18 protein-coding genes and 1 tRNA gene are annotated in these 20,344 nt (G+C 40.4%); 10 read left to right on the top strand and 9 right to left on the bottom strand.

The window, feature by feature from the left end; all coding sequences use genetic code 11:
- Window positions 1-44 precede the first annotated feature (44 nt).
- The 3 genes from DFP79_RS16650 to nudC all read left to right on the top strand — a co-directional run bounded on the left by DFP79_RS16650 (window position 45) and on the right by nudC (window position 2,133).
- Entirely contained in the window at window positions 45-1,049 is a 1,005-nt protein-coding gene (locus DFP79_RS16650) for a ProQ/FINO family protein (RefSeq protein WP_133505064.1), read from the top strand.
- 67 nt (window positions 1,050-1,116) lie between these two features.
- Window positions 1,117-1,200 (top strand) — tRNA-Tyr (locus DFP79_RS16645).
- Window positions 1,201-1,308: 108 nt separating this feature from the next.
- Window positions 1,309-2,133 carry an NAD(+) diphosphatase gene (nudC, locus tag DFP79_RS16640; protein WP_133505063.1) on the top strand — a complete coding sequence of 275 codons (825 nt, stop codon included), beginning with the start codon at window positions 1,309-1,311 and terminating at the stop codon, window positions 2,131-2,133.
- On the opposite strand, the gene DFP79_RS16635 is transcribed toward nudC, so the two are convergent.
- A complete protein-coding gene (locus DFP79_RS16635; RefSeq protein WP_133505062.1) occupies window positions 2,130-2,537 on the bottom strand; it encodes a CBS domain-containing protein in 408 nt (135 codons plus the stop codon). The genes nudC and DFP79_RS16635 overlap by 4 nt on opposite strands.
- Before the next feature lie 415 nt (window positions 2,538-2,952).
- On the opposite strand from DFP79_RS16635, the gene mqo reads away from it, so the two are divergent.
- The 4 genes from mqo (at window position 2,953) to galE (ending at window position 7,149) form a co-directional block, all read left to right on the top strand.
- Window positions 2,953-4,443 carry a malate dehydrogenase (quinone) gene (gene mqo, locus DFP79_RS16630; RefSeq protein WP_133505061.1) on the top strand — a complete coding sequence of 497 codons (1,491 nt, stop codon included), beginning with the start codon at window positions 2,953-2,955 and terminating at the stop codon, window positions 4,441-4,443.
- A 106-nt stretch (window positions 4,444-4,549) separates the two neighbouring features.
- The gene (locus DFP79_RS16625) at window positions 4,550-4,828 is read left to right on the top strand and encodes a YfcL family protein (RefSeq protein ID WP_133505060.1); all 279 of its coding nucleotides are present in this window, start codon (window positions 4,550-4,552) and stop codon (window positions 4,826-4,828) included.
- Between the two features lie 410 nt (window positions 4,829-5,238).
- Window positions 5,239-5,964, top strand: coding sequence for a BamJ family beta-barrel-assembly machinery protein (gene bamJ / locus DFP79_RS16620; RefSeq protein WP_133505059.1), 726 nt, complete (start codon window positions 5,239-5,241; stop codon window positions 5,962-5,964).
- A gap of 162 nt (window positions 5,965-6,126) precedes the next feature.
- Window positions 6,127-7,149 carry a UDP-glucose 4-epimerase GalE gene (gene galE / locus DFP79_RS16615; protein WP_133505058.1) on the top strand — a complete coding sequence of 341 codons (1,023 nt, stop codon included), beginning with the start codon at window positions 6,127-6,129 and terminating at the stop codon, window positions 7,147-7,149.
- A 44-nt stretch (window positions 7,150-7,193) separates the two neighbouring features.
- Here galE and DFP79_RS16610 read toward each other — a convergent pair whose 3' ends face one another.
- A complete protein-coding gene (locus DFP79_RS16610; protein ID WP_133505057.1) occupies window positions 7,194-8,423 on the bottom strand; it encodes an O-antigen ligase family protein in 1,230 nt (409 codons plus the stop codon).
- Between the two features lie 174 nt (window positions 8,424-8,597).
- Between DFP79_RS16610 and DFP79_RS16605 the strand changes: the two genes are divergently transcribed.
- The 3 genes from DFP79_RS16605 to DFP79_RS16595 are packed head-to-tail and all read left to right on the top strand — an operon-like array spanning window position 8,598 to window position 12,895.
- Window positions 8,598-9,986, top strand: coding sequence for a mannose-1-phosphate guanylyltransferase/mannose-6-phosphate isomerase (locus DFP79_RS16605; RefSeq protein WP_133505056.1), 1,389 nt, complete (start codon window positions 8,598-8,600; stop codon window positions 9,984-9,986).
- Window positions 9,987-10,004: 18 nt separating this feature from the next.
- Window positions 10,005-11,450, top strand: coding sequence for a phosphomannomutase (locus tag DFP79_RS16600; RefSeq protein ID WP_133505055.1), 1,446 nt, complete (start codon window positions 10,005-10,007; stop codon window positions 11,448-11,450).
- 44 nt (window positions 11,451-11,494) lie between these two features.
- Window positions 11,495-12,895 carry an undecaprenyl-phosphate glucose phosphotransferase gene (locus tag DFP79_RS16595; RefSeq protein ID WP_133505054.1) on the top strand — a complete coding sequence of 467 codons (1,401 nt, stop codon included), beginning with the start codon at window positions 11,495-11,497 and terminating at the stop codon, window positions 12,893-12,895.
- 14 nt (window positions 12,896-12,909) lie between these two features.
- On the opposite strand, the gene DFP79_RS16590 is transcribed toward DFP79_RS16595, so the two are convergent.
- From DFP79_RS16590 to DFP79_RS16560, 7 genes are read right to left on the bottom strand one after another with little or no spacing between them, the layout of a single operon-like run.
- Window positions 12,910-13,869 (bottom strand): glycosyltransferase family 2 protein, encoded by a 960-nt coding sequence (locus DFP79_RS16590; RefSeq protein ID WP_243730300.1) that lies wholly within the window; start codon window positions 13,867-13,869, stop codon window positions 12,910-12,912.
- The gene (gene rfbD / locus DFP79_RS16585; protein ID WP_133505053.1) at window positions 13,827-14,699 is read right to left on the bottom strand and encodes a dTDP-4-dehydrorhamnose reductase; all 873 of its coding nucleotides are present in this window, start codon (window positions 14,697-14,699) and stop codon (window positions 13,827-13,829) included. Before rfbD ends, DFP79_RS16590 begins: the two co-directional genes overlap by 43 nt.
- A 19-nt stretch (window positions 14,700-14,718) precedes the next feature.
- Window positions 14,719-15,252: a dTDP-4-dehydrorhamnose 3,5-epimerase gene (gene rfbC / locus DFP79_RS16580; protein ID WP_133505052.1), complete on the bottom strand. Its 534-nt coding sequence runs from the start codon at window positions 15,250-15,252 to the stop codon at window positions 14,719-14,721.
- 24 nt (window positions 15,253-15,276) lie between these two features.
- Complete coding sequence (gene rfbA / locus DFP79_RS16575; RefSeq protein WP_133505051.1) at window positions 15,277-16,164, bottom strand: glucose-1-phosphate thymidylyltransferase RfbA; 888 nt, start codon at window positions 16,162-16,164, stop codon at window positions 15,277-15,279.
- A 39-nt stretch (window positions 16,165-16,203) separates the two neighbouring features.
- On the bottom strand, window positions 16,204-18,120 hold the full coding sequence (locus DFP79_RS16570) for an acyltransferase family protein (protein WP_133505050.1): 1,917 nt from the start codon (window positions 18,118-18,120) through the stop codon (window positions 16,204-16,206).
- Between the two features lie 20 nt (window positions 18,121-18,140).
- A complete protein-coding gene (rfbB, locus tag DFP79_RS16565; protein ID WP_133505049.1) occupies window positions 18,141-19,208 on the bottom strand; it encodes a dTDP-glucose 4,6-dehydratase in 1,068 nt (355 codons plus the stop codon).
- Window positions 19,209-19,210: 2 nt separating this feature from the next.
- Window positions 19,211-20,242: a hypothetical protein gene (locus tag DFP79_RS16560; RefSeq protein ID WP_133505048.1), complete on the bottom strand. Its 1,032-nt coding sequence runs from the start codon at window positions 20,240-20,242 to the stop codon at window positions 19,211-19,213.
- Between the last annotated feature and the right edge of the window lie 102 nt (window positions 20,243-20,344).

Here is a 20,344-nt window from a genome sequence, read left to right as displayed (position 1 = left end):
TCATATTTGTGGCCGCGCACATTACCGATTAGGTTTGTTTTTATATGGAAACATTAATCGCCAAACTTGAAGGCAAAATAACGGAGCTTGTGCGAGAGCTTGAATTAGCCCAAGAAGAAATACGGCAATTAAAAGAAGAAGGTATTACCTCAACACCTTCTTCTGCGGCACAACAAAGTGCTTCGCTCGATTTATTGTCTGGCATGACAAAACGTTCGACCGAAGACCAACTAAAGTTGTACATTGAGGATTCGTTAGATCTTTTAGCGCCACAACAAGAAATCAGAGAAATAGGCACAGACATTCGTCCTGAAGACTCCGGTTCCCCGAGTGACGATTCAAAGAATCAATTAAGCTTCGATCTACATTTACTTGAGCAGGCTGAGCAATCAGACCTATCAAACAAGATAAATCATTTACAGACAGATCTCATGACTACAGAAAACCCAGAGCTAGAACGCGCTACGGAAACAACAGACGACACAACGACTGAAACATTAGATAATTCGACAGCGCCTTCTGATCAGGAAGCTGCCAAGGATGTTTCAACTTTGACACCAGAGCAAAAAAAGCGTCAAAAGAATCAAAAAAATAACCGTCGTTTAATCAAAATGCTTGAAGATCGATACCCGAAAGCATTCGACTGGAACAATCCAAAGCCGCTTAAAGTGGGCATTGATAAAGACATGGAGCTTGATGAACAGTTTAACGCAAGTAAGCAGAAACGCGCACTTGCCGCCTACACACGTTCTGATCGCTATAAAAAGTGTTTGCTGTCTGGTCAGCCTAGATTTGATCTAGAAGGCGTTGCCGTCAGTGATGAGCCTGCTTTACCTGAAGCTGCTCGCCCTAAGAAAGCCGCGCCAAACAAGCCGATGCCAAAATCCAAAAAATCTTATGGAAAAGAGAATAACGGCTCCTCACAAAGTAAACATAAAGCTAAGCCTTCTCGCCCAGCACCAAAAGCGAAGCAAGAAGACGAAATTTACAACAAAATGTCTGCTGAAGAACGTATGAAAGCAAAACTTGAAAAGCTTTTATCACGTTAATTTGTTTTTGTTGAAAAAATAACTTTACAGCAAGAACCGGCGTATGTATTATACGCCGCGCTGCTGTGGAGGGGTTCCCGAGTGGCCAAAGGGAGCAGATTGTAAATCTGCCACGAAAGTTTCGGTGGTTCGAATCCACCTCCCTCCACCATTTCTCTTTTTTCTCTCGTAATTTCTAATTATCTCTTTTTGTTATCAAAACTACTGGCTAAGATATACTGTTTAGGACTTTTCTATTCAGACAACAGGTAGTTTCCGCATGCTTACCATTGGGATCGACAAACACCCCAAACCACACACGCAAGCTCAGTACATATTGTTGTACGAAAATCAGGTAATAATCTCTGACGATCAGTTTCTATTTTCGCTTGAGGATTTCCAACCAGACAACAAGACAAGTCCGGTTTTCTGCGGAACATGGCAAGACAATGATGTCTTTGTCTGCCTTCTAGGAAAAAAACCAGCGGGGCTCGATTCCATTTCATTACGAGATCTTCTTCTACGTGAGACCGAAAGTAACTTCTTAATATTAAGCCGCGCACAACAACTTGCTCATTGGAACCGCGATCATCAGTTTTGTGGCCGCTGCGGAACAAAGATGACAACCAAGCATGACAGCGAACACACTAAGATCTGTAGCTCATGCAACCTCAGGCATTATCCTAGAATTTCGCCCTGCATTATCGTATCCATACGCAAAGGAAATACTATCTTGCTTGCTCGCTCCCCTCATATGAAAGAAGGTATGTACAGTAACATTGCAGGCTTTGTTGAGGCAGGGGAACCTTTAGAAGAAGCGGTACACCGCGAAGTCTTTGAAGAAGTGGGTATTCGAGTTAAAAACATAGAATACGTAGGCTCACAACCTTGGTCATTTCCTCATCAGCTCATGGTCGGATTCTATGCAGAGTACGAAAGTGGCGAGATAACACCAGCAGAGGGGGAAATTGAAAGTGCCGATTGGTTCCCGATTTCCGATTTACCTTTAACGTCCAGCTTAGCGTCTATTTCAGGTCAACTTATTCATTCTCATTGCGCTAGAATTCAAGAGAACGAAAGTTACAACACCTTAACCGAGCACTAGAATTCAAACTTGGCGTGGTTAATCAAGTCGCGCCAAGTCACTATTCCCACAACGGCTTCGGTGTCGTCCACCACGGGCACGCAAGAAATACCCACTTTTAGCATCCAATTTACGACATCTTTGATTTCAGCATCCCCTTTCACTGTAATAGGCTGGCGCGTCATAATCTGATGAGCAGCACGGTTGAGCGTATCCAGATCTCTCGCTTGCTCATTCACTTTTCCTATAAATGGGCTCACTAGCCTCAATATGTCGCGGTCCGAAATAATACCGACTAATCGTCCGTCTTCTAGTACGGGTAGATGATGAAATCCTCGATTTTGCAGAATTGTTTTGACCTCTGGCAACCGAGCATCCATTTCAACACACACGACCTCTTTAACCATGACATCTTGCACTAACATGTGAACTCCTGTTTTGAGAAACATTTCGGCAAACAATTTCGACTATTTATCTTCCCTATACTTAAATATTAGCAGCAATTTTCAGGCTAAGTTTTCAAAATCGAGCCAAAAATCACGAAATAATCAAGTTTGGGGACTTTTGGAACCCTTTTTTCATAAAAAGTTGTACTTTCGTCCCAAGACATTAGCGTTAAAATCCGTATAATCAATTCAGAAGCTTAATTTAAAGCTTCGACTACCCCTATCAGAGTCTTATAAACTTAGTTTCTAAATCCATTAAGTAATTAACTTTATAAGAAATTGACGTTCTGAGGAGAGAAAGCATTTATAGGGGAGATATAAAATTATCTCTTTGCCAAAAGCCCCTTTGTGCTTCCTCTCATAGAAATTATTGGCTACAACACGGCGAAATGTAATGACCACAAATTCTGTAGATGTATTATTGGTCGGGGCGGGTGCGATGAGTACTACCCTTGGAGTGCTATTAAAAGAGCTTGACCCTACGATTTCAATTACCATGCTTGAGCGATTAGGTAACATTGCTCAAGAAAGTACCGATGGTTGGAATAACGCAGGAACTGGACACGCGGCATATTGCGAGCTCAACTATACATCGGAAAACGCAGACGGAACGATGAATATTGACAAGGCAGTCAACATCAATACTGCGTTTGAAGTAAGCCTTCAATTCTGGTCGTATTTGGTCAATAAAGGCCTTCTACCCTCCCCCAAAGAGTTTATAAATCGCGTTCCTCATTTGAGTTTTGTTTGGGGTGAAGATAACGTTAAAGCGCTGAAATCTCGTTACGAAGCAATGAGCGCCCATCCAGCCTTTAAAGAAATGAAATATTCAGAAGACATCGATACTCTTACTGAGTGGATGCCACTGATTATGCGTCAACGCACCAATACCGAAAAGCTAGCTGCGACTCGAATCGAACACGGCTCAGATGTTAACTTCGGCGCTATCGCTCGTAATATGACTAAACACCTTACGTCTCTGAGCGATTTTAATGTTGAACTGAATGCAAATGTTTCCGATCTGAAGCAACAAAAAGATGGATCGTGGGATGTTGAGTTCAACCAAAATGGTAAAAACAACAAAGTAAACGCAAAGTTTGTCTTCTTAGGGGCTGGTGGTGGCGCATTACCACTTTTGCAAAAGTCTGGTATTAAAGAAGCCAAAGGATACGGTGGCTTCCCTGTCAGTGGCCAATGGCTTGTCTGCGAGAAACCAGAACTAGTAGAACAACACTATGCCAAAGTATACGGCGCTGCACCAATTGGCGCTCCCCCAATGTCCGTTCCACACTTAGACACTCGAATTATCGACGGAAAACGTGCCATTCTATTTGGCCCATTTGCCGGATTCACTACGAAGTTCCTGAAAAATGGCTCTAAGCTAGACCTGTTTAAAAGTGTCCAAGCAGACAATTTAATCCCGATGTTAAGCGTCGGAAAGAACAATATGGACCTGACTAAATACCTAGTCAGCGAAGTTAAGCAATCGCACAGCGACCGTTGTGACTCTTTGCGCACGTTCTTCCCTGAAGCAAAAAATGAAGACTGGAAACTGGCATATGCCGGACAACGTGTTCAAATCATCAAGAAAACCGATGGCGGTGGTAAACTGGAATTCGGTACTGAAGCAATCACCTCTGAAGATGGCACACTAGCCGCTCTTCTTGGCGCATCGCCTGGTGCATCAACCACGGTTAACACCATGATTAAGATCTTAGAAAGCTGCTTTAAAGAGCGTATTTCTGGTTCAGAATGGCAAACTAAGATGAAAGAAATGGTTCCTTCTTATGGACAATCCTTGATTGAAAATAGCGATCTACTGCTTGAAGTGAGAAAACAGACACTAAATACACTTCAATTAGCCCCAGAGCAACCTCAAACTTAAGCTACCTTAATTAATAAAAAAGCCGAGAACACTCTCGGCTTTTTTATATTAAAACTCTTCTAAACACGCATCAAACTGCACAATCAAACAATATACGAGCTTCATTATGACAACCCACTTCTCAGAACGTGCCGACCAACTGACAGAGCAACTTCGCGCTATCGAACACGCAACTCAAGATAGCGACGAACTTTTCTACTGTGCCTACATCATGGGGCTTCTTGGTCTCCACAGCAGTGTTGAAGGCGATGCTTGCGTTACGTTTGATCAATACTTTTACGACGAGTTGCAAGCCACCATTTCCGCGGAAAACTTAACGGATCAAGATAAAAACGCGGTTAATCTTTTATGGGAAAAAGTAACGAATACGCCATCAGCAGACTAATGTATTTCTATTCACTCAAGTAGTTCCAAGTACAATGTTGAAATTTTTGGAAAAGAAAAAGTCGATTTGATAAATTCCGTCACCTTATTGTAAAGGCCGTTGCGAAAGCAATATTCCTGACCCAAAATCCAAATCATGCCTTGTGCTTTTAATTCGTTGAGACTCAAATGTGTACAGGTGAAGGCGTCACTTTGGTAAGTGATTATCCAATTAGAGGCTTTTTCAAAAAAATGTCATCAAATTGCGATAAAACGTTGTCTAATTACGATACGAAAGCACAAGGCAAATTACTAAACTTCTCTACGACCTCTTTTAGTAATACTGTTGAAATTCAACAATTCGCCCCAACTAAAAACCCTACGATGCTTCGAATATTGAAGTAACATCCACATAAGTCATGGAACTATTTTATGAAAAAAACGATTATTGCAGCACTTGTTATGTCGTCCGTTTCTTTTGCAAACGCAGAAACTACAACTGACCTAACCAGCAAAGAACAAAAGTTGGGATACGGAATCGGCGCAGCAGTAGGTGGTAATGTTGCTCAAACCTTCAATGAAACGGATATCGATATTGATGCATTTATTGCTGGATTCAAAGACATCTTCCAAGACAATGAACCTCAAATGAGCCAAGAAGAAGTTCAACAAGTTATCCAAGCATTCCAACAAGAAAAAATGGCTCAAGTTCAAGCAGAACAAGCACAATTAGCTGAAGAACAAAAAGCAAAGTCTGACGCTTGGTTAGCTGAAAAAGAAGCTGAAGAAGGTGTTGAGAAAACAGAATCTGGGCTACTGTATAAAGTCGTTACTCAAGGCGATGGTGATAAACCAGCCGCAGAAGACACTGTAAAAGTACACTATGCAGGCACGCTAATCGACGGCACTGAGTTCGACAGCTCTTACAAACGTGGCGAGCCAATCTCTTTCCCTCTTAACCAAGTTATCCCGGGCTGGACAGAAGGCTTACAACTTATGTCTGTAGGTTCTAAATACGAACTTTACATCCCTTCTGACCTTGCATACGGCCCAGGTGGCACAGGACCAATTCCAGCAAACTCTGCACTTAAGTTTGTTGTTGAACTATTAGATATCGAAAAAGCGGAAATTCCTGCAGAAGAAACGAAAGCAGAGTAAGAAGCGATAGAACGCTCTATAAATAAAACGTTCAAACGTCAAAAACCGGCCTCATTTGAGGCCGGTTTTTGTTTTATTCTCGTCTAAATGACGCTAGTTTCAGGGACTGCCACGTTAAGAGGCGCTATGTTATGATCTTCTATATTTAAAAGGAGTCAATTGATGCAGACAATACTAGTGACAGGTGGAGCAGGCTTTATTGGTAGCCATACATGCGTAGAACTACTAGAAAGAAACTATGAGGTCATAGTCGTTGATAATCTAATTAACTCAAATCAGGTATCGCTTGAACGAGTTCAACAAATTACTGGGAAATCTTTAACGTTCTACCCGTATGACCTTTTGAACAAGTCAGACATTAAAAAAGTGTTTTCCAAACATAACATAGATAGTGTGATCCACTTCGCTGGCTTAAAGGCTGTTGGAGAATCTACAAAAATACCACTCACTTACTATCATAACAACTTAACTGGTACACTCATGTTACTTGAGTGCATGCAAGAAGCTAACGTCTTTAATTTTGTATTTAGCTCATCAGCAACAGTCTATGGTGAAGATAACCCTATTCCATATATTGAGCACTTTCCTCTATCTTCAACGAGTCCCTATGGCCGTACAAAAGTAATGATAGAGCAATTTTTACAAGATAATTTTAATGCCGACCCGCGCTGGAACATATCGTTATTACGTTACTTTAACCCTGTGGGAGCACATCCAAGTGGACGAATTGGAGAAGACCCAAACGGTATCCCAAATAACTTAATGCCCTTCATCACTCAAGTTGCTGTCGGTAAAAGACAAAAGCTAAGCATTTTTGGAGGAGATTATCCAACGCAAGACGGAACTGGTGTCAGAGATTATATCCATGTTGTTGACCTTGCTAGAGGCCATATCAAAGCATTGGAAAAATTAAACCTACAAACAACCCCTTCCATTGAAGCTTATAACCTCGGCGCAGGAAAAGGTTACAGTGTCTTAGATGTAGTGAAAGCATTTGAAAAAGCGAGCGGTCAAACTATCGCTTACGAGATTGTACCGCGCCGCGCTGGAGATATTGCAGAATTCTATGCGGATGCAAATAAAGCGAAAGACAACCTAGACTGGTCAGTAGAACTGGACCTCAATGCAATGTGTCGCGACTCGTGGAACTGGCAAAGTAATAACCCCAACGGTTATAGTTCTTAGCCTGGACATAAAAGAGTAGGAGACGACCTCCTACTCTTTTGAATCTAAACCTCTCCTTTCTCTTCTCGCTCAGCCCACCTTGTAGCTGCCCAGAAAAAGACTATTGGAAATACATACATCATTACACCGATATTGTGACTAAACATCGATTGTGTTAACGCAAAATCCATATAACTCATCGGAACTAAAGCCCCGGCCATAGCGTAAGCTTTTACATTCCAGTTATCTTTGTATTCACGCATCTTTGCTAGGAATAAGCGAAGCGGAACAAGATAAACTGCCATTAATGCGAGAAAGCCGACAATCCCACGTAGACCCAAAGCATCAATATATTCATTATGGGCGTGAGAGAATTGAGCGGCAGGTCGCGCCATCTTTCCTTCATCCGCTAATTGCTTTTTTAGCTCCATACCACGGTATTCTCCCACACCTAATACTGGTGCAGTTGTAAACAAATACAAATTCGCTTTCCACATCTCAAACCTCAGGCCAACAGATGAATCTGGGTTTCCATCAATATAAGCTTGAACATTATGTACGGCATCATAAAGGCGTTTGGATACATTTAAGTTAGGTATATTTAGAACGGCTGTGATGCTGACAATTCCAGCAATACAAATCATTGACAATAGCTTCTTTCCAAGAAGTTCGCGGCTTTGCCAAAGAATAAAAAACATAATTAGCGGCAAAGCTACCCACCCTCCCCGAGAGCCCGATAACAAAGACCCCATAATGCCAGCAATGCTGGCAAATAATGCTAGTATTGAAAATAAGAATTGTCGCCTAGACAAGAAAAATAGTGTCGCAACGGCAGACAATAAACCCAATAGCATAGAAGTATCACCAAACATAATTGAGTGCTCGCCACCTTGCGCTCTATCATAATTCAATAAAAATCGCTCATATACAGCAACGCCAAAAGCACCATAAGCGCCTATAATTACCCCCACCCAAAGCGCTATGCGCTGACCATTGCGGCCTAACAACAAAAGCATGACAGGGAGAACAAACAAAAATCTTGAAGGCCGATCTAACTCTCTGACATGCCAACCATCTAAGTAAACAAATAACACCATAAGCAGAAAGTAGGTAACTAAGACAAAAAAAAGAGCTCTATCTTGTTTAGTAAGGGAAGGGGTAACCTTAAGAAAAAAGGCAAATAAACTGGCTAAAAACAACATGGCCATGCCAATACTGTAGCCATTAGGAACAACTAAAGATAACATCAAACTCAAACCAGCTAGCCACCACAAACCTCGATCAAACCACATCATTGCGAAACACTCCATTTAAGATCGAAGTATTTTATAGGCTATTTAAATGAATTTCTAATCTGGCTATTTTTTGATAAGCTGGAGCACTTATTCGCAGAGTAGTATCACTCTTCAACCTTAAGCTTTTTCTTTAAGATACAACTCTTTTCCGATTTATGTACTAAAGGACTTATAATGAAGATCATACCTGTAATTCTTTCTGGTGGCGTGGGTAGTCGTTTATGGCCGCTATCTCGTGAGCACTTTCCAAAGCAATGCTTAAACCTTACTCACGATCATTTGTCCTTATTACAGCAAACAGCACAACGTACCCAACACTTAGATGTCTCAGAACCGGTTGTAGTTTGCAACGAAGATCACAGATTTCTAATCGCACAACAACTTCAAGAACTTGGTATCAAAGACGCTCGTATTGTTCTCGAACCTATTGGCCGCAACACCGCCCCCGCCATAACCCTAGCAGCACTAGAAGTCAACTCAGATGACACAATGCTTCTAGTTTTACCTGCAGACCATGTCATTAACGACACTAATGCATTCGAAGAAGCAATTTTGCAAGCCACTTCGCTAGCGAAAGAAAACAAACTGGTGACCTTTGGAATACAGCCCACACGCCCAGAGACAGGCTACGGCTATATAAAAGCAGGTCAAAACTTTGATGTGGAGCGATTCGTAGAGAAGCCTGATTCTGATAAAGCAACAGAATACCTGGCATCTGGTGATTATTTGTGGAATAGCGGCATGTTTTTATTTAAAGCACGCACATTCTTAACAGAACTAAAAACACACCGTGAAGACATATATCAAGCAGTATCAAAAGCATACGAGAAAAGGTCACAAGATCTGGACTTTGTCAGAGTAGACACTACAATTTTTTCCGAATGTCCCGAAGAGTCTATTGATTACGCAGTAATGGAACTAACGAAGAAAGCAAAAGTAGTCCCTTATTCGGGAGATTGGAGTGACATAGGCGCATGGGATGCACTGTATGACTTCTCAGAAAAAGATAGCGACCAAAACGTCTTGATCGGCGATGTAATGGCAGAAGACACTAATAATACTCTAATCAATGCTAGGTCTCGACTAGTGGCGGCAGTTGGAGTAAGCAATCTCGCCATTATTGAAACCGCTGACGCGGTATTAGTCATTGATAAAAACAATGCTCAACATGTCAAAAAAATTGTTAAACGCATCCAAAAAGAAGGTCGTAAAGAGCACGCATTTCATACTACTGTTCACAGGCCATGGGGAACCTATCAAACGGTAGATTCAGGTAACCGCCACCAAGTTAAACGAATCATGGTGAAACCCGGTGAAAAACTAAGCGTCCAAATGCATCATCATCGTGCGGAGCATTGGGTAGTCGTCTCAGGTACAGCAAAAGTCCAGAATGGTGACAAAGAGATTTTGCTAACAGAAAATGAGTCCACTTACATCCCAATTGGTGAGATCCATGCTTTAGAAAACCCAGGTAAAATCCCTCTCGAACTTATCGAAGTTCAGTCAGGTAGTTACCTAGGTGAGGATGATATTGTTCGTTTCAATGATCGCTATGGCCGATAGCCACAGGACAGTTTGTATATGAAAACATTGAAAGAACTCAGCAACGAGGCAGATGTAAGTTTCGGCACCAGTGGAGTAAGAGCCCTAGACACTAGCTTAACGCCTCAAATTAACTACGCTTATGCTAGAGCATTTCTAACACAGGTATGCCCTAGTGCACAAACCGTCGCTATCGGTATTGACCTTAGACCGAGCAGCCCTTCTATTGCTAACGCAATGATCTTAGCAGCAGAAGACCTGAATGTAGAGGTTATTTACTGTGGCGAGCTACCAACGCCAGCACTAGCGTATTTTGCCATGACACAGCAAATTCCAGGTATCATGGTAACTGGCAGTCATATCCCTTTTGACCGTAATGGTTTTAAATTCTATACCCCACATGGTGAAATTACTAAAGCCCACGAACAAGCAATACTCTCATATTCTATTGCTATAGATAATCCTTTGCAGGGGCGTTCAGCTCATGAAGTAACTATCCATTATAAAGCACTAGAAACATTCAAAAAACGATATGCATCTATTTTCCCAGATGGTTTTTTGAAAGGAAAACGCATTGGGGTGTACGAACACTCAAGTGTTGCTAGAGATACCATTAAAGATTTACTTAGCCACTTTGGGGCAGATGTAGTTTCTTTAGAGCGCACTGACACCTTTATTCCGATTGATACCGAAGCGGTATCAAAAGAAGATCAACAAAAAGCGTTATCTTGGTCTGCAGAGTATGACCTAGCTGCCATCGTATCCACCGATGGGGATGGTGACCGACCTCTTATCAGTGACGAAGACGGTAAATGGCTACGAGGTGACATCGTTGGAATTCTAGTATCCCAATACCTCAAAGCAACACATGTCAGCTGCCCGATTAATGCCAATACAGCTCTAGAGTTATCTAATCCTAAGCTTGTAACACTTCGTACTCGCATCGGCTCTCCTTATGTCATCGAAGGGATGGAGCAACTCTCTTCAGAGAACCAAAGTACATCTGTCGTCGGCTACGAAGCAAATGGCGGTGTTTTAACTGGCAATGCATTTTATGTAAACAACGAGAGACTTGAAGCGCTCCCTACTAGGGATTCAGTTCTGCCTATTTTTGCGATACTCGCTGTGGCGTTTAAGGCAAACAAAGCCATCAGTGAACTGGTGAATAGCCTACCCATGCGCTTCACAGCAAGCGATAGAATTAAAGATATCCCGAGTGAAAAAAGCAAACACTATATATCATGCCTCAAAGAAGATTTAAGCGAACAAAATAACCTCTTAAGCATCTTTGACGATTCAAGCAAAGTAGCCATCAAACAATTCAATGAAATAGACGGGCTCCGAATGATTTTATCAAACGATACAGTAATCCACCTCCGCCCGTCAGGTAACGCACCGGAATTAAGATGCTATAGCGAGTCAGACGACCAAATGCTGTCTGATTCAATCGTAATTGGTGTAATCGAAAAACTAAAAGCTCTTTGATCGAGTCGTTTAAACATCTGTATTACCGATTCTAGGACTATAAAATGAAAGCTGGTCAAGCATTAAAAGAACACAGTGCATCAATTGGACTAACATTACGAGTTATGGATGCCATCGCCATTATTACATCGGGGTTAGCATGTTTCTGGTGGTTTCAAAACAGCTACGATCTACCACGGGGCTATAAAAATGCCCTTTTACTCGGAATGTTGATAGCCGAGGTCACTTTTGCGTCCCTTGGAGCCTATCGCGGATGGCGAGGGACAGCCTTCCTCTCAGAGCTTAAAACGGTGATTATTGCCAACATCATCACATTTGGATTATTAATATTCAGCGCATTCCTAACGCAATCTTCAGACTCATACTCTCGGGAATGGACGTTCGCTTGGTTTACAAGCTCACTTATCCTCATTGTTACTGCGCGATATTCATTGAGAAAAGTTCTAGGGTTTCTAAGGGGCAAAGGATTTAACGCTCGTCGAATTTTGATTGTGGGCGATGGCGAACTAGGTCAGCAGGTTGCCGCCAAACTAATTCTTAATCCAAACATTGGGTTAACAGTTTCAGGGTTCGTGACGGATAAACAAGCCAAGATCAAAACAGCCTTACCTAAAAGTGTGCCAGTAGTTGGTGATATTAAGGATTTAGATCGTTTGGTAACAGAATATCAAATCAACCAAGTCTGGATAGCCTTACCTATGAGCGAGGCTGAAACAATGCAAGATGTGCAAAAAGCACTACATTCAAGTGCCGCCATCATCCGAATGGTACCAGACTTGTTTGGCTTTAGACTGTTAAATCAGTCGATGACTGAAGTCGCTGGAATGCCTATCATCAACGTCACTACATCCCCTATGATGGAAGGCAAAAACCGCTTTATCAAATCTATCGAAGACAAAGTACTAGCTTCGATTATTTTGCTTTGTATTAGCCCCATAATGCTAATCCTTGCATTAGCTGTAAAACTGACTTCGCCAGGGCCTGTATTTTACAAGCAAGAACGAGTAAGCTGGAACGGCAAAGCATTTAACATGCTGAAGTTTCGCTCTATGTCCGTAGACAGTGAGAAGGATGGGGTGAAATGGGGGGGAGCAACCACAATGTCTGTGACGCCAATTGGCGCATTTATCAGAAAGACAAGCCTTGATGAACTTCCGCAATTTATCAATGTTTTAAAAGGTGACATGTCAATTGTGGGTCCAAGACCAGAACGAACTGTGTTTGTTGATCAGTTTAAACATGAGATACCAGGTTATATGCAAAAACACATGGTAAAAGCTGGCATCACTGGCTGGGCACAAATCAATGGATGGCGAGGTGATACGGATTTAGAAAAACGCATTGAATTTGATCTTCACTATATAGAAAACTGGTCACTCTGGCTGGATATTAAAATTGTGTTTTTGACTTTTTGGAAAGGATTTGTGCATAAGAATGCCGCTTAACGCAGCCCCCTTATTCAAACTCTATTCCAGTAACTTTTATACATCGATAGTTTCCTTGAAATCTTTGGTCCAAGAATTTTGTGTTTTTTTCCAAGCTTATATCCTAAATACTTCGCCAAAGAAGCAAATATAGATTTGAACACCCAAGGATACTTATTCTGTTTGATGACATACTTGATTTGATCTAGTGCGAACTTGACACCTTCCCCTTCAACGCCTCCCAACTGTTTAACCATCCAAGATTGAGTGGTATGAAAAACGCCAATATCAAAATAGCGTTTAAACTCTTCGAAAGTAGAATAGTTGTGAGAGTGAAGAACATGAGACTCTGCTACATACGCAACACGCTTTCCAGCGCTCAATGCTTTCGCTGCAACATAAGCATCCTCACCTAAAATCAAGTGCTTTGGAAACGCTCCAATTGATCTAAGAAAATCGGTTCTATATGCAGCAAATGAATTAGATATAAATGCTTTTCGAAACCCCATTGGAAAGTGATCATCTAACCCTGTAACGTAGCCTTGTTCTTTATAGCTATTATATCTAGCATGTTGAGCGAGAGGGTTCGCATCTATATGTGGCAGCTGCCTACCGTATGCGCATACAATATCATCTGCCTCATCAAAAATTGCAATCAGTTTAGAAATCGCATCATTTGAATTCAACAAGGCATCTTGCGTAAGAAAAACAACTAAGTCAGTAGCGACCCCCTCTAAAGCTATAGATCGCGTTCCACCATGATCAAAATCCTTTTGATCGATCACATAAACGTCAAAACCAAAGCTCTTAGCAACCTCTCTAGTATCGTCTTTTGAACTAGAATCAATAACTTTGATTTGATCAATATTCATTAACTGGGTTGAGATTGCTTTAGCAGACTCTTTCCACAAACATCCACCATTATAGGTAGGGATAATCACTGTCAAACTCATTACATCAACCTTATCAATACTTGGTTCAAAGAATCTATCCACTGACTTTTTTGAACCCCTAACTTATGAAGGCTCTCTAGATTCAACACAGAATATTCAGGCCGTTTAGCAGGCGTCGGATATTGATCTGAACTAATTGCACTCAACTTCGGAATATTGTCAATCACGCCACGCTCTTTTGCTAAAGCAAATATCGTACGTGCAAAACCATGCCAGCTAGCGGGTGTATCACCACAATAATGATAAATCCCCCATGGAAGCTCGTTTTGCGATTGGTATTGCTCACAAAGCTCTTTAATCGCAACCGCGAGATCTCCAGCATAGGTAGGACAACCATACTGATCCGCCACCACATTAAGAGAATCTCGCTCTTTCGCCAAACGAATCATGCTCTTCACAAAGTTGTTACCATATTCACTGAACACCCATGCAGTACGTAACACGATATATTTTGTCGTTACAACAGCCAAAGCCTTCTCACCTGCTAACTTCGACGCACCATAAACACCTCGTGGATTCGTTTGATCGCTAGGCAGGTAAGGCATAACAGCCTTTCCATCAAAAACATAGTCTGTTGATACATGAATAACAGGGATATCTAGCAAAACTGCCTGCTCTGCTAGATATTTCACGCCTAATTCATTAACTGCATAGGCACGCTCACTTTCTTCTTCTGCTTTATCAACAGCGGTATAAGCCGCTGCATTAACGATGATATCAGGCTTAACCTGAGCGATACGCTCAGCAACTTGGCTCGGATCTGAGATATTCAATTGATCAGAGCCGAAGTCATATATCTCATGTTCAGAGCTTGCTACATCAAGAAAGCAACGACCTAATTGACCATTCTTACCTGTTAATAAAATTCGCATGGTTTGCTACTACGCTCTTCTAAATATCTTTTAACCGTAACGCCAATTGGTCTTTAGTAGACAGAATAGGCTCAATACCTTCAGGCCACTTGATTCCCACATCAGGGTCATCCCAAATTAACGCCCCTTCATCAGACGGGTCATAGTAATCCGTGCACTTGTACTCAAAGTCAGCAACCTCAGATAAGACAACAAATCCATGGGCCAAGCCTGGCGGCACCCAAAACTGACGCTTATTGTTTTCGCTCAAACAGACACCAGCCCACTGACCATAGGTCGACGAGCCTTTACGAATATCGACGGCGACATCAAACACTTCTCCTCGAACCACACGTACAAGCTTTCCTTGTGGCTTGGACTTTTGAAAATGCAACCCGCGTAATACATTCTTACAAGAGCGGGAATGATTGTCTTGGACGAATGGAAGATCGATGCCTACTACGTCAGCGTAACGTTCGGCCTGAAATGTCTCAAGAAAAAAACCACGCTCATCTCCAAAGACCTTAGGCTCTATGATCACAGCATCGGCAATCGATGTTTTAATAATATTCATAATAATTATCCTTCAATCTTAGAGCTACTGATATCCATCTGCCACTTTAAGTAGATACTGCCCATAGCCAGTTTTCTTCATCGAAGAGCCAACACCTTTCAATTCTTCAGTAGTAATCCAACCGTGTCGGTATGCAATCTCTTCCAAGCAAGCGATCTTCAAGCCCTGACGATGCTCTACGGTTTGAACGAACTGACCAGCCTCTAACAAAGAATCGTGAGTGCCAGTATCTAGCCAAGCAAATCCGCGCCCCAGTAATGACACTTGCAAGTCACCACGCTCTAAATAGGCCAAGTTCACATCGGTAATCTCTAATTCACCACGCTCCGATGGCTTAATAGCTTTTGCAATGTCTACGACATCGTTATCGTAAAAATACAGTCCAGTTACTGCGTAGTTAGACTTAGGATTAGCGGGCTTTTCTTCGATACTAATGGCCTTACCCGTCGCATCAAAATCCACCACCCCGAATCGCTCTGGATCATGTACATGGTAACCAAACACGGTTGCACCGGATACTTGAGCTGCCGCTGTTTTTAGCTTGTCCGAAAAATGCTGCCCAAAGAAAATGTTATCCCCAAGCACTAACGCAACATCACTATCACCAATAAACGTCTCACCAATGACAAATGCTTGCGCCAAGCCATCTGGCGAAGGCTGCACTTCATAACTTAACTCTACACCAAACTGACTGCCGTCTCCCAAAAGATATTGGAAGCTAGACTGATCTTCTGGCGTAGTAATAATCAGGATTTCCCTAATGCCAGATAACATTAGCACCGATAACGGATAGTAAATCATGGGTTTGTCATAGACTGGCATGAGCTGTTTAGAAGTCGCCAATGTCAGCGGATGCAGGCGGGTGCCGCTTCCTCCAGCTAAAATAATTCCTTTACGCTTTGATATATTCATTTGAATGCCCAAAAATCAACTTAATACTTTTTAATATAATTACCTATCGATATAATCTGAGAGTAAGACATCCTCATCTATAATTTTCTCCCCAACAAGTTCAGCGCCTTTAACACTCCAATGTATATGATCGATATATAATGATTCATCTTCAGCCTTATATATGCAACCATCAGATACATTGCATACAAGACCAGATAAATCAATAAATTCGGCATTTTCTTCTATAGATATTTTTTTAAGACGATCTACTACTACTTGGTCTGGCTTTCGATTTTTATATAAAAATTCACCAACACTCAAGTCAACTTCTTTCGAGGCATACTCTATAAGCATATCCTCAATTTTTCCTTTAAAAACCTGCCTCTGAATCAAAATCACACGATCAGGTAAGTATTCACGATGCAAATAGTCAATAAATCCGGGTAGTAATGATGTGCTAAAATTTGTCCATGCAGCCGAAACTATAATAATATCTGCATTCTCAATCAAAGAATGCGATTTTAGACGATTGAGTTTATTAACATCACACCTCCTATATATATAAGGAGATGCCTCAACTAAATTCTCAAATCTATCAAAATTATACCAAGCCATAAAACAAGTATCATCAAATGGTAAAGGCTGAACATTAAATTTACCTTTACCCCAATCAGAAGATTTCAGGGAAATAAACAAACCCTCTGACATGGAGTCGCCAACAATTACTATATTTTTCAAGCCATTATCTTGAAAAACCTTACTTTTATTTTTCTTTACGTAATCTCTTCTTTCGCTTGATAGCTTTGCCGCATCAAAGTCTATATTAGAATATCGATAGTTTGCACCTCCTGTAAAAACAAAAAATACTAGAAAAATAAATAGCAAAAACGATGTAGGTAAAAATATCAAATAAAGTTTTTTCATCGTAAAATTTTTCTTGCTCCTAAATACACTTTCAACAAAATAAAAGGTGAACAACGAAAGAAAAAACGAAAAAAACAAAAATGTAAATTTATTTAAATTATTATCAAGATAGCCTAAATACCTACCAAAAACCAAAACAGGAACATGCCAAAGATATAGAGAATAGGAAATCAGCCCTATAAAAACCAACAATTTACTTGAGATAAAACGATTAAATAAAATCGAATTATTCGAAAATAATATAATCAAAGCAGAACCCAAAACTGGAAACAGGGTATAGAAAGAGGGATGCTTAGTCTGAAAATCAAAAAAAATCGCAGATGAAAAAATTAAGGAAAGGCCAATTAAAGAGACTATATCATATATATATGACTTCTTTTTAAAAATCAGATACGAAGTGTTAAACGCAATAACTGTACCAACAAGAAACTCCCAAACCCTAGATGGTAGAAGAAAGAAATTTGCTTCTGAGTTAGCAGTTGCCATATGCGTAGAAAAAAGCAAAGACATAAAAAACAATAAAAATATAGAACCTAAAAATACAAGCTTTCTTTTATTGGTAAGCAACAATATCAAAAAAGGGAAAAATATATAATATTGCTCTTCAATCGCTAAACTCCACATATGCAACAATGGCTTAAGTTGACTAGCTTCTGCCATGTAACTATCTTCAAAATAAAAAAAGAAGTTTGCAGAAAAGAAAAGTGTAGATAAGGCAGATAGAGAGAACTCTTTTAACGCCTTAGGAGGAAGAACAAAATAAAAAACAACAACCGTTGTTAATAAAACAAAGATTAATGCAGGAAATATTCTTCGAAAACGTCTTTCATAGAATTTCAACAAGCTAAATTCACCATCCTTAACCTCTCTAATTAATATAGAGGATATCAAGTAGCCTGAAATAACTAGAAAGACATCTACACCTATATATCCCCCCTTAAGGATAGCCTCCCCATTATAAGAGAAGCCTGCGTGATAGATTAAAACGAATAGAATTGCGACAGCCCGTAAACCATCCACTTCAGGCCTATAATATATTTTGTTCTTCATAACGCTTTTAACTTCTCCATCTAAAGCTCTCGTTTATATGAACCACTGACAACGCGTTCCCACCAAACTTCGTTTTCCAAATACCATTGTACTGTTTTACGCATCCCTGACTCAAAAGTTTCTTCTGGCGTCCAACCGAGTTCATCGGCAATCTTAGTTGAGTCAATAGCATAACGTACATCGTGGCCTGGACGATCTATTACATAGGTAATCAGATCGGCATACAGCTCAACACCTTCGGGTTTGTTAGGCACAAACTCTTCTAGCAGTCCGCACAATGTCTTAACCACGTCGATATTGCGCTTCTCATTGTGGCCGCCAATATTATAAGTTTCGCCAACCTTACCTTCAGTAGCTACTTTTACTAGGGCGCGAGCATGATCTTCAACATATAGCCAATCACGAATCTGAGAGCCATCTCCATAAACAGGTAGCGACTTACCTGCTAGTGCATTCAAAATCATATGGGGAATTAACTTCTCAGGGAAATGATATGGGCCATAATTGTTAGAACAGTTGGTCACTACTGTTGGGAAGCCATAAGTACGTAACCAAGCACGCACCAAATGATCTGAGCTTGCTTTAGAGGCTGAATAAGGGGAACTTGGAGCATATGAAGTCGTCTCTGTGAATAACGGCAAATCGCCATAAACCTCGTCAGGATGAGGAAGATCACCATATACTTCATCGGTAGAAATGTGATGAAAGCGGAAAACAGATTTCTTTTCGCTCTCTAATGTCACCCAATATTTACGAGCAGCCTCCAACAGGATGTAAGTTCCGACAATATTTGTTTGGATGAAGTCACCAGGACCATCAATAGAACGATCCACATGACTTTCCGCCGCCAAATGCATCACTACGTCAGGCTGATGAGTAGCGAACACGCGATCTAGCTCGGCACTATCGCAGATATCAACCTGCTCAAAGCTATAGCGATCAGACTTTAAGTGGTCAGGGATAGAGTCGAGATTCCCCGCGTAAGTTAATTTATCAAGGTTAACAACACTATGACCTGTATATGAAAGTAAATGGCGCACTACAGCGCTACCAATAAAACCGGCACCGCCAGTTATTAAAAAATTCATAGTTAACACCTACTTGAAATTTTTCTAACAAAAAATAGACCTAAGAGAATAACAAATAACATCAATAATTTTTTTAGAGAGTAAGCGATTGAGCCTTGCGCAGCAATTGAAATCATCCATATGAATCCATATGAACAAAAAAATATATCTAGCAACGATCGCCGACTAACTGAAACATAAAAATAACTTAAAAAAGCAGAACTGATAATTGCAAAGAAAACTACAGAGATCACACCCAAAAAACCATCTGTAAAAGGCAAGTGAAAAATGCCTACCGATAGATTAACACCTTTTTCTAAATATGCATCAACTCCACCTTTATTCAAGACAGCAATAACAACATCTGACATTGAAGACATAAAATTTAACCCAGAGCACTCTATGCCATTAAAGCACTCTTGATATAAACTTTTAAAAGCTGCGCCCTGTAGGGCAAAAAACCTATATAATATCGGGTCTAAAAAACCTTCAAAGCCTTTTGCAATCCCTCTTTTGGAAACGTCGTATGCTGCAATTAAAACAACTAACACCGAAGCCAGTAAAAAAAATATTTTTTCTTTCCTATTAAAACAACAATGAACTTTAAAAACTGCAATGAAAAGTGCGAACGGAACTAAAAACCCATGAAACTTTTGACCAGAAATATACAAGTAAAAAAAATACAACGACATATAAAAAAATACTGTAGACTTCCTATTAAACAAAACTGAAACTAGGGCAGGAAAATATATCATTAGCACCCCAAAAACCATATATTCTTCTGGAACAAATGAATCCATCTTCCAAAAATAAAACCTATCTACAGGTATCGAGCCAGCAGAATACAAAATATTTAAAACGTAAAAAAATATTGAAAAAACCAGGAAAAACAAAAAGAATTTCTTCTCATATAACAAACCATTAAAATTATTCCTTTCGAAAAAAGGAATAAAAAATCTAGTCAACCCACCCGAAAAAAAGAAGAACACAACAAGAAATAAAGAAACATAGACATATGAAAAATCAATACTAGACATTTCTCCAGGTTCAATCATAAACACTTCAATATTTGACAAGTAGAATATTGAAGCTAGCTTACTCAATAAAGAATACATTATTATTGTGTAAAAAAACCTGACTCTTTTATCTAATAAGAA

This window comes from Marinomonas balearica (genome assembly GCF_004362145.1).
Taxonomy (GTDB): Bacteria; Pseudomonadota; Gammaproteobacteria; order Pseudomonadales; family Marinomonadaceae; genus Marinomonas; species Marinomonas balearica.
This window is presented reverse-complemented; position numbering and strand designations above follow the sequence as displayed.

Excerpts from the sequence above, each read along its gene's own strand:
- DFP79_RS16650 (WP_133505064.1), top strand. The coding sequence starts at position 45 with ATGGAAACATTAATCGCCAAACTTGAAGGCAAAATAACGGAGCTTGTG.
- nudC (WP_133505063.1), top strand. The coding sequence starts at position 1,309 with ATGCTTACCATTGGGATCGACAAACACCCCAAACCACACACGCAAGCT.
- DFP79_RS16635 (WP_133505062.1), bottom strand. The coding sequence starts at position 2,537 with ATGTTAGTGCAAGATGTCATGGTTAAAGAGGTCGTGTGTGTTGAAATG.
- mqo (WP_133505061.1), top strand. The coding sequence starts at position 2,953 with ATGACCACAAATTCTGTAGATGTATTATTGGTCGGGGCGGGTGCGATG.
- DFP79_RS16625 (WP_133505060.1), top strand. The coding sequence starts at position 4,550 with ATGACAACCCACTTCTCAGAACGTGCCGACCAACTGACAGAGCAACTT.
- bamJ (WP_133505059.1), top strand. The coding sequence starts at position 5,239 with ATGAAAAAAACGATTATTGCAGCACTTGTTATGTCGTCCGTTTCTTTT.
- galE (WP_133505058.1), top strand. The coding sequence starts at position 6,127 with ATGCAGACAATACTAGTGACAGGTGGAGCAGGCTTTATTGGTAGCCAT.
- DFP79_RS16610 (WP_133505057.1), bottom strand. The coding sequence starts at position 8,423 with ATGATGTGGTTTGATCGAGGTTTGTGGTGGCTAGCTGGTTTGAGTTTG.
- DFP79_RS16605 (WP_133505056.1), top strand. The coding sequence starts at position 8,598 with ATGAAGATCATACCTGTAATTCTTTCTGGTGGCGTGGGTAGTCGTTTA.
- DFP79_RS16600 (WP_133505055.1), top strand. The coding sequence starts at position 10,005 with ATGAAAACATTGAAAGAACTCAGCAACGAGGCAGATGTAAGTTTCGGC.
- DFP79_RS16595 (WP_133505054.1), top strand. The coding sequence starts at position 11,495 with ATGAAAGCTGGTCAAGCATTAAAAGAACACAGTGCATCAATTGGACTA.
- rfbD (WP_133505053.1), bottom strand. The coding sequence starts at position 14,699 with ATGCGAATTTTATTAACAGGTAAGAATGGTCAATTAGGTCGTTGCTTT.
- rfbC (WP_133505052.1), bottom strand. The coding sequence starts at position 15,252 with ATGAATATTATTAAAACATCGATTGCCGATGCTGTGATCATAGAGCCT.
- rfbA (WP_133505051.1), bottom strand. The coding sequence starts at position 16,164 with ATGAATATATCAAAGCGTAAAGGAATTATTTTAGCTGGAGGAAGCGGC.
- DFP79_RS16570 (WP_133505050.1), bottom strand. The coding sequence starts at position 18,120 with ATGAAGAACAAAATATATTATAGGCCTGAAGTGGATGGTTTACGGGCT.
- rfbB (WP_133505049.1), bottom strand. The coding sequence starts at position 19,208 with ATGAATTTTTTAATAACTGGCGGTGCCGGTTTTATTGGTAGCGCTGTA.
- DFP79_RS16560 (WP_133505048.1), bottom strand. The coding sequence starts at position 20,242 with ATGATTGAACCTGGAGAAATGTCTAGTATTGATTTTTCATATGTCTAT.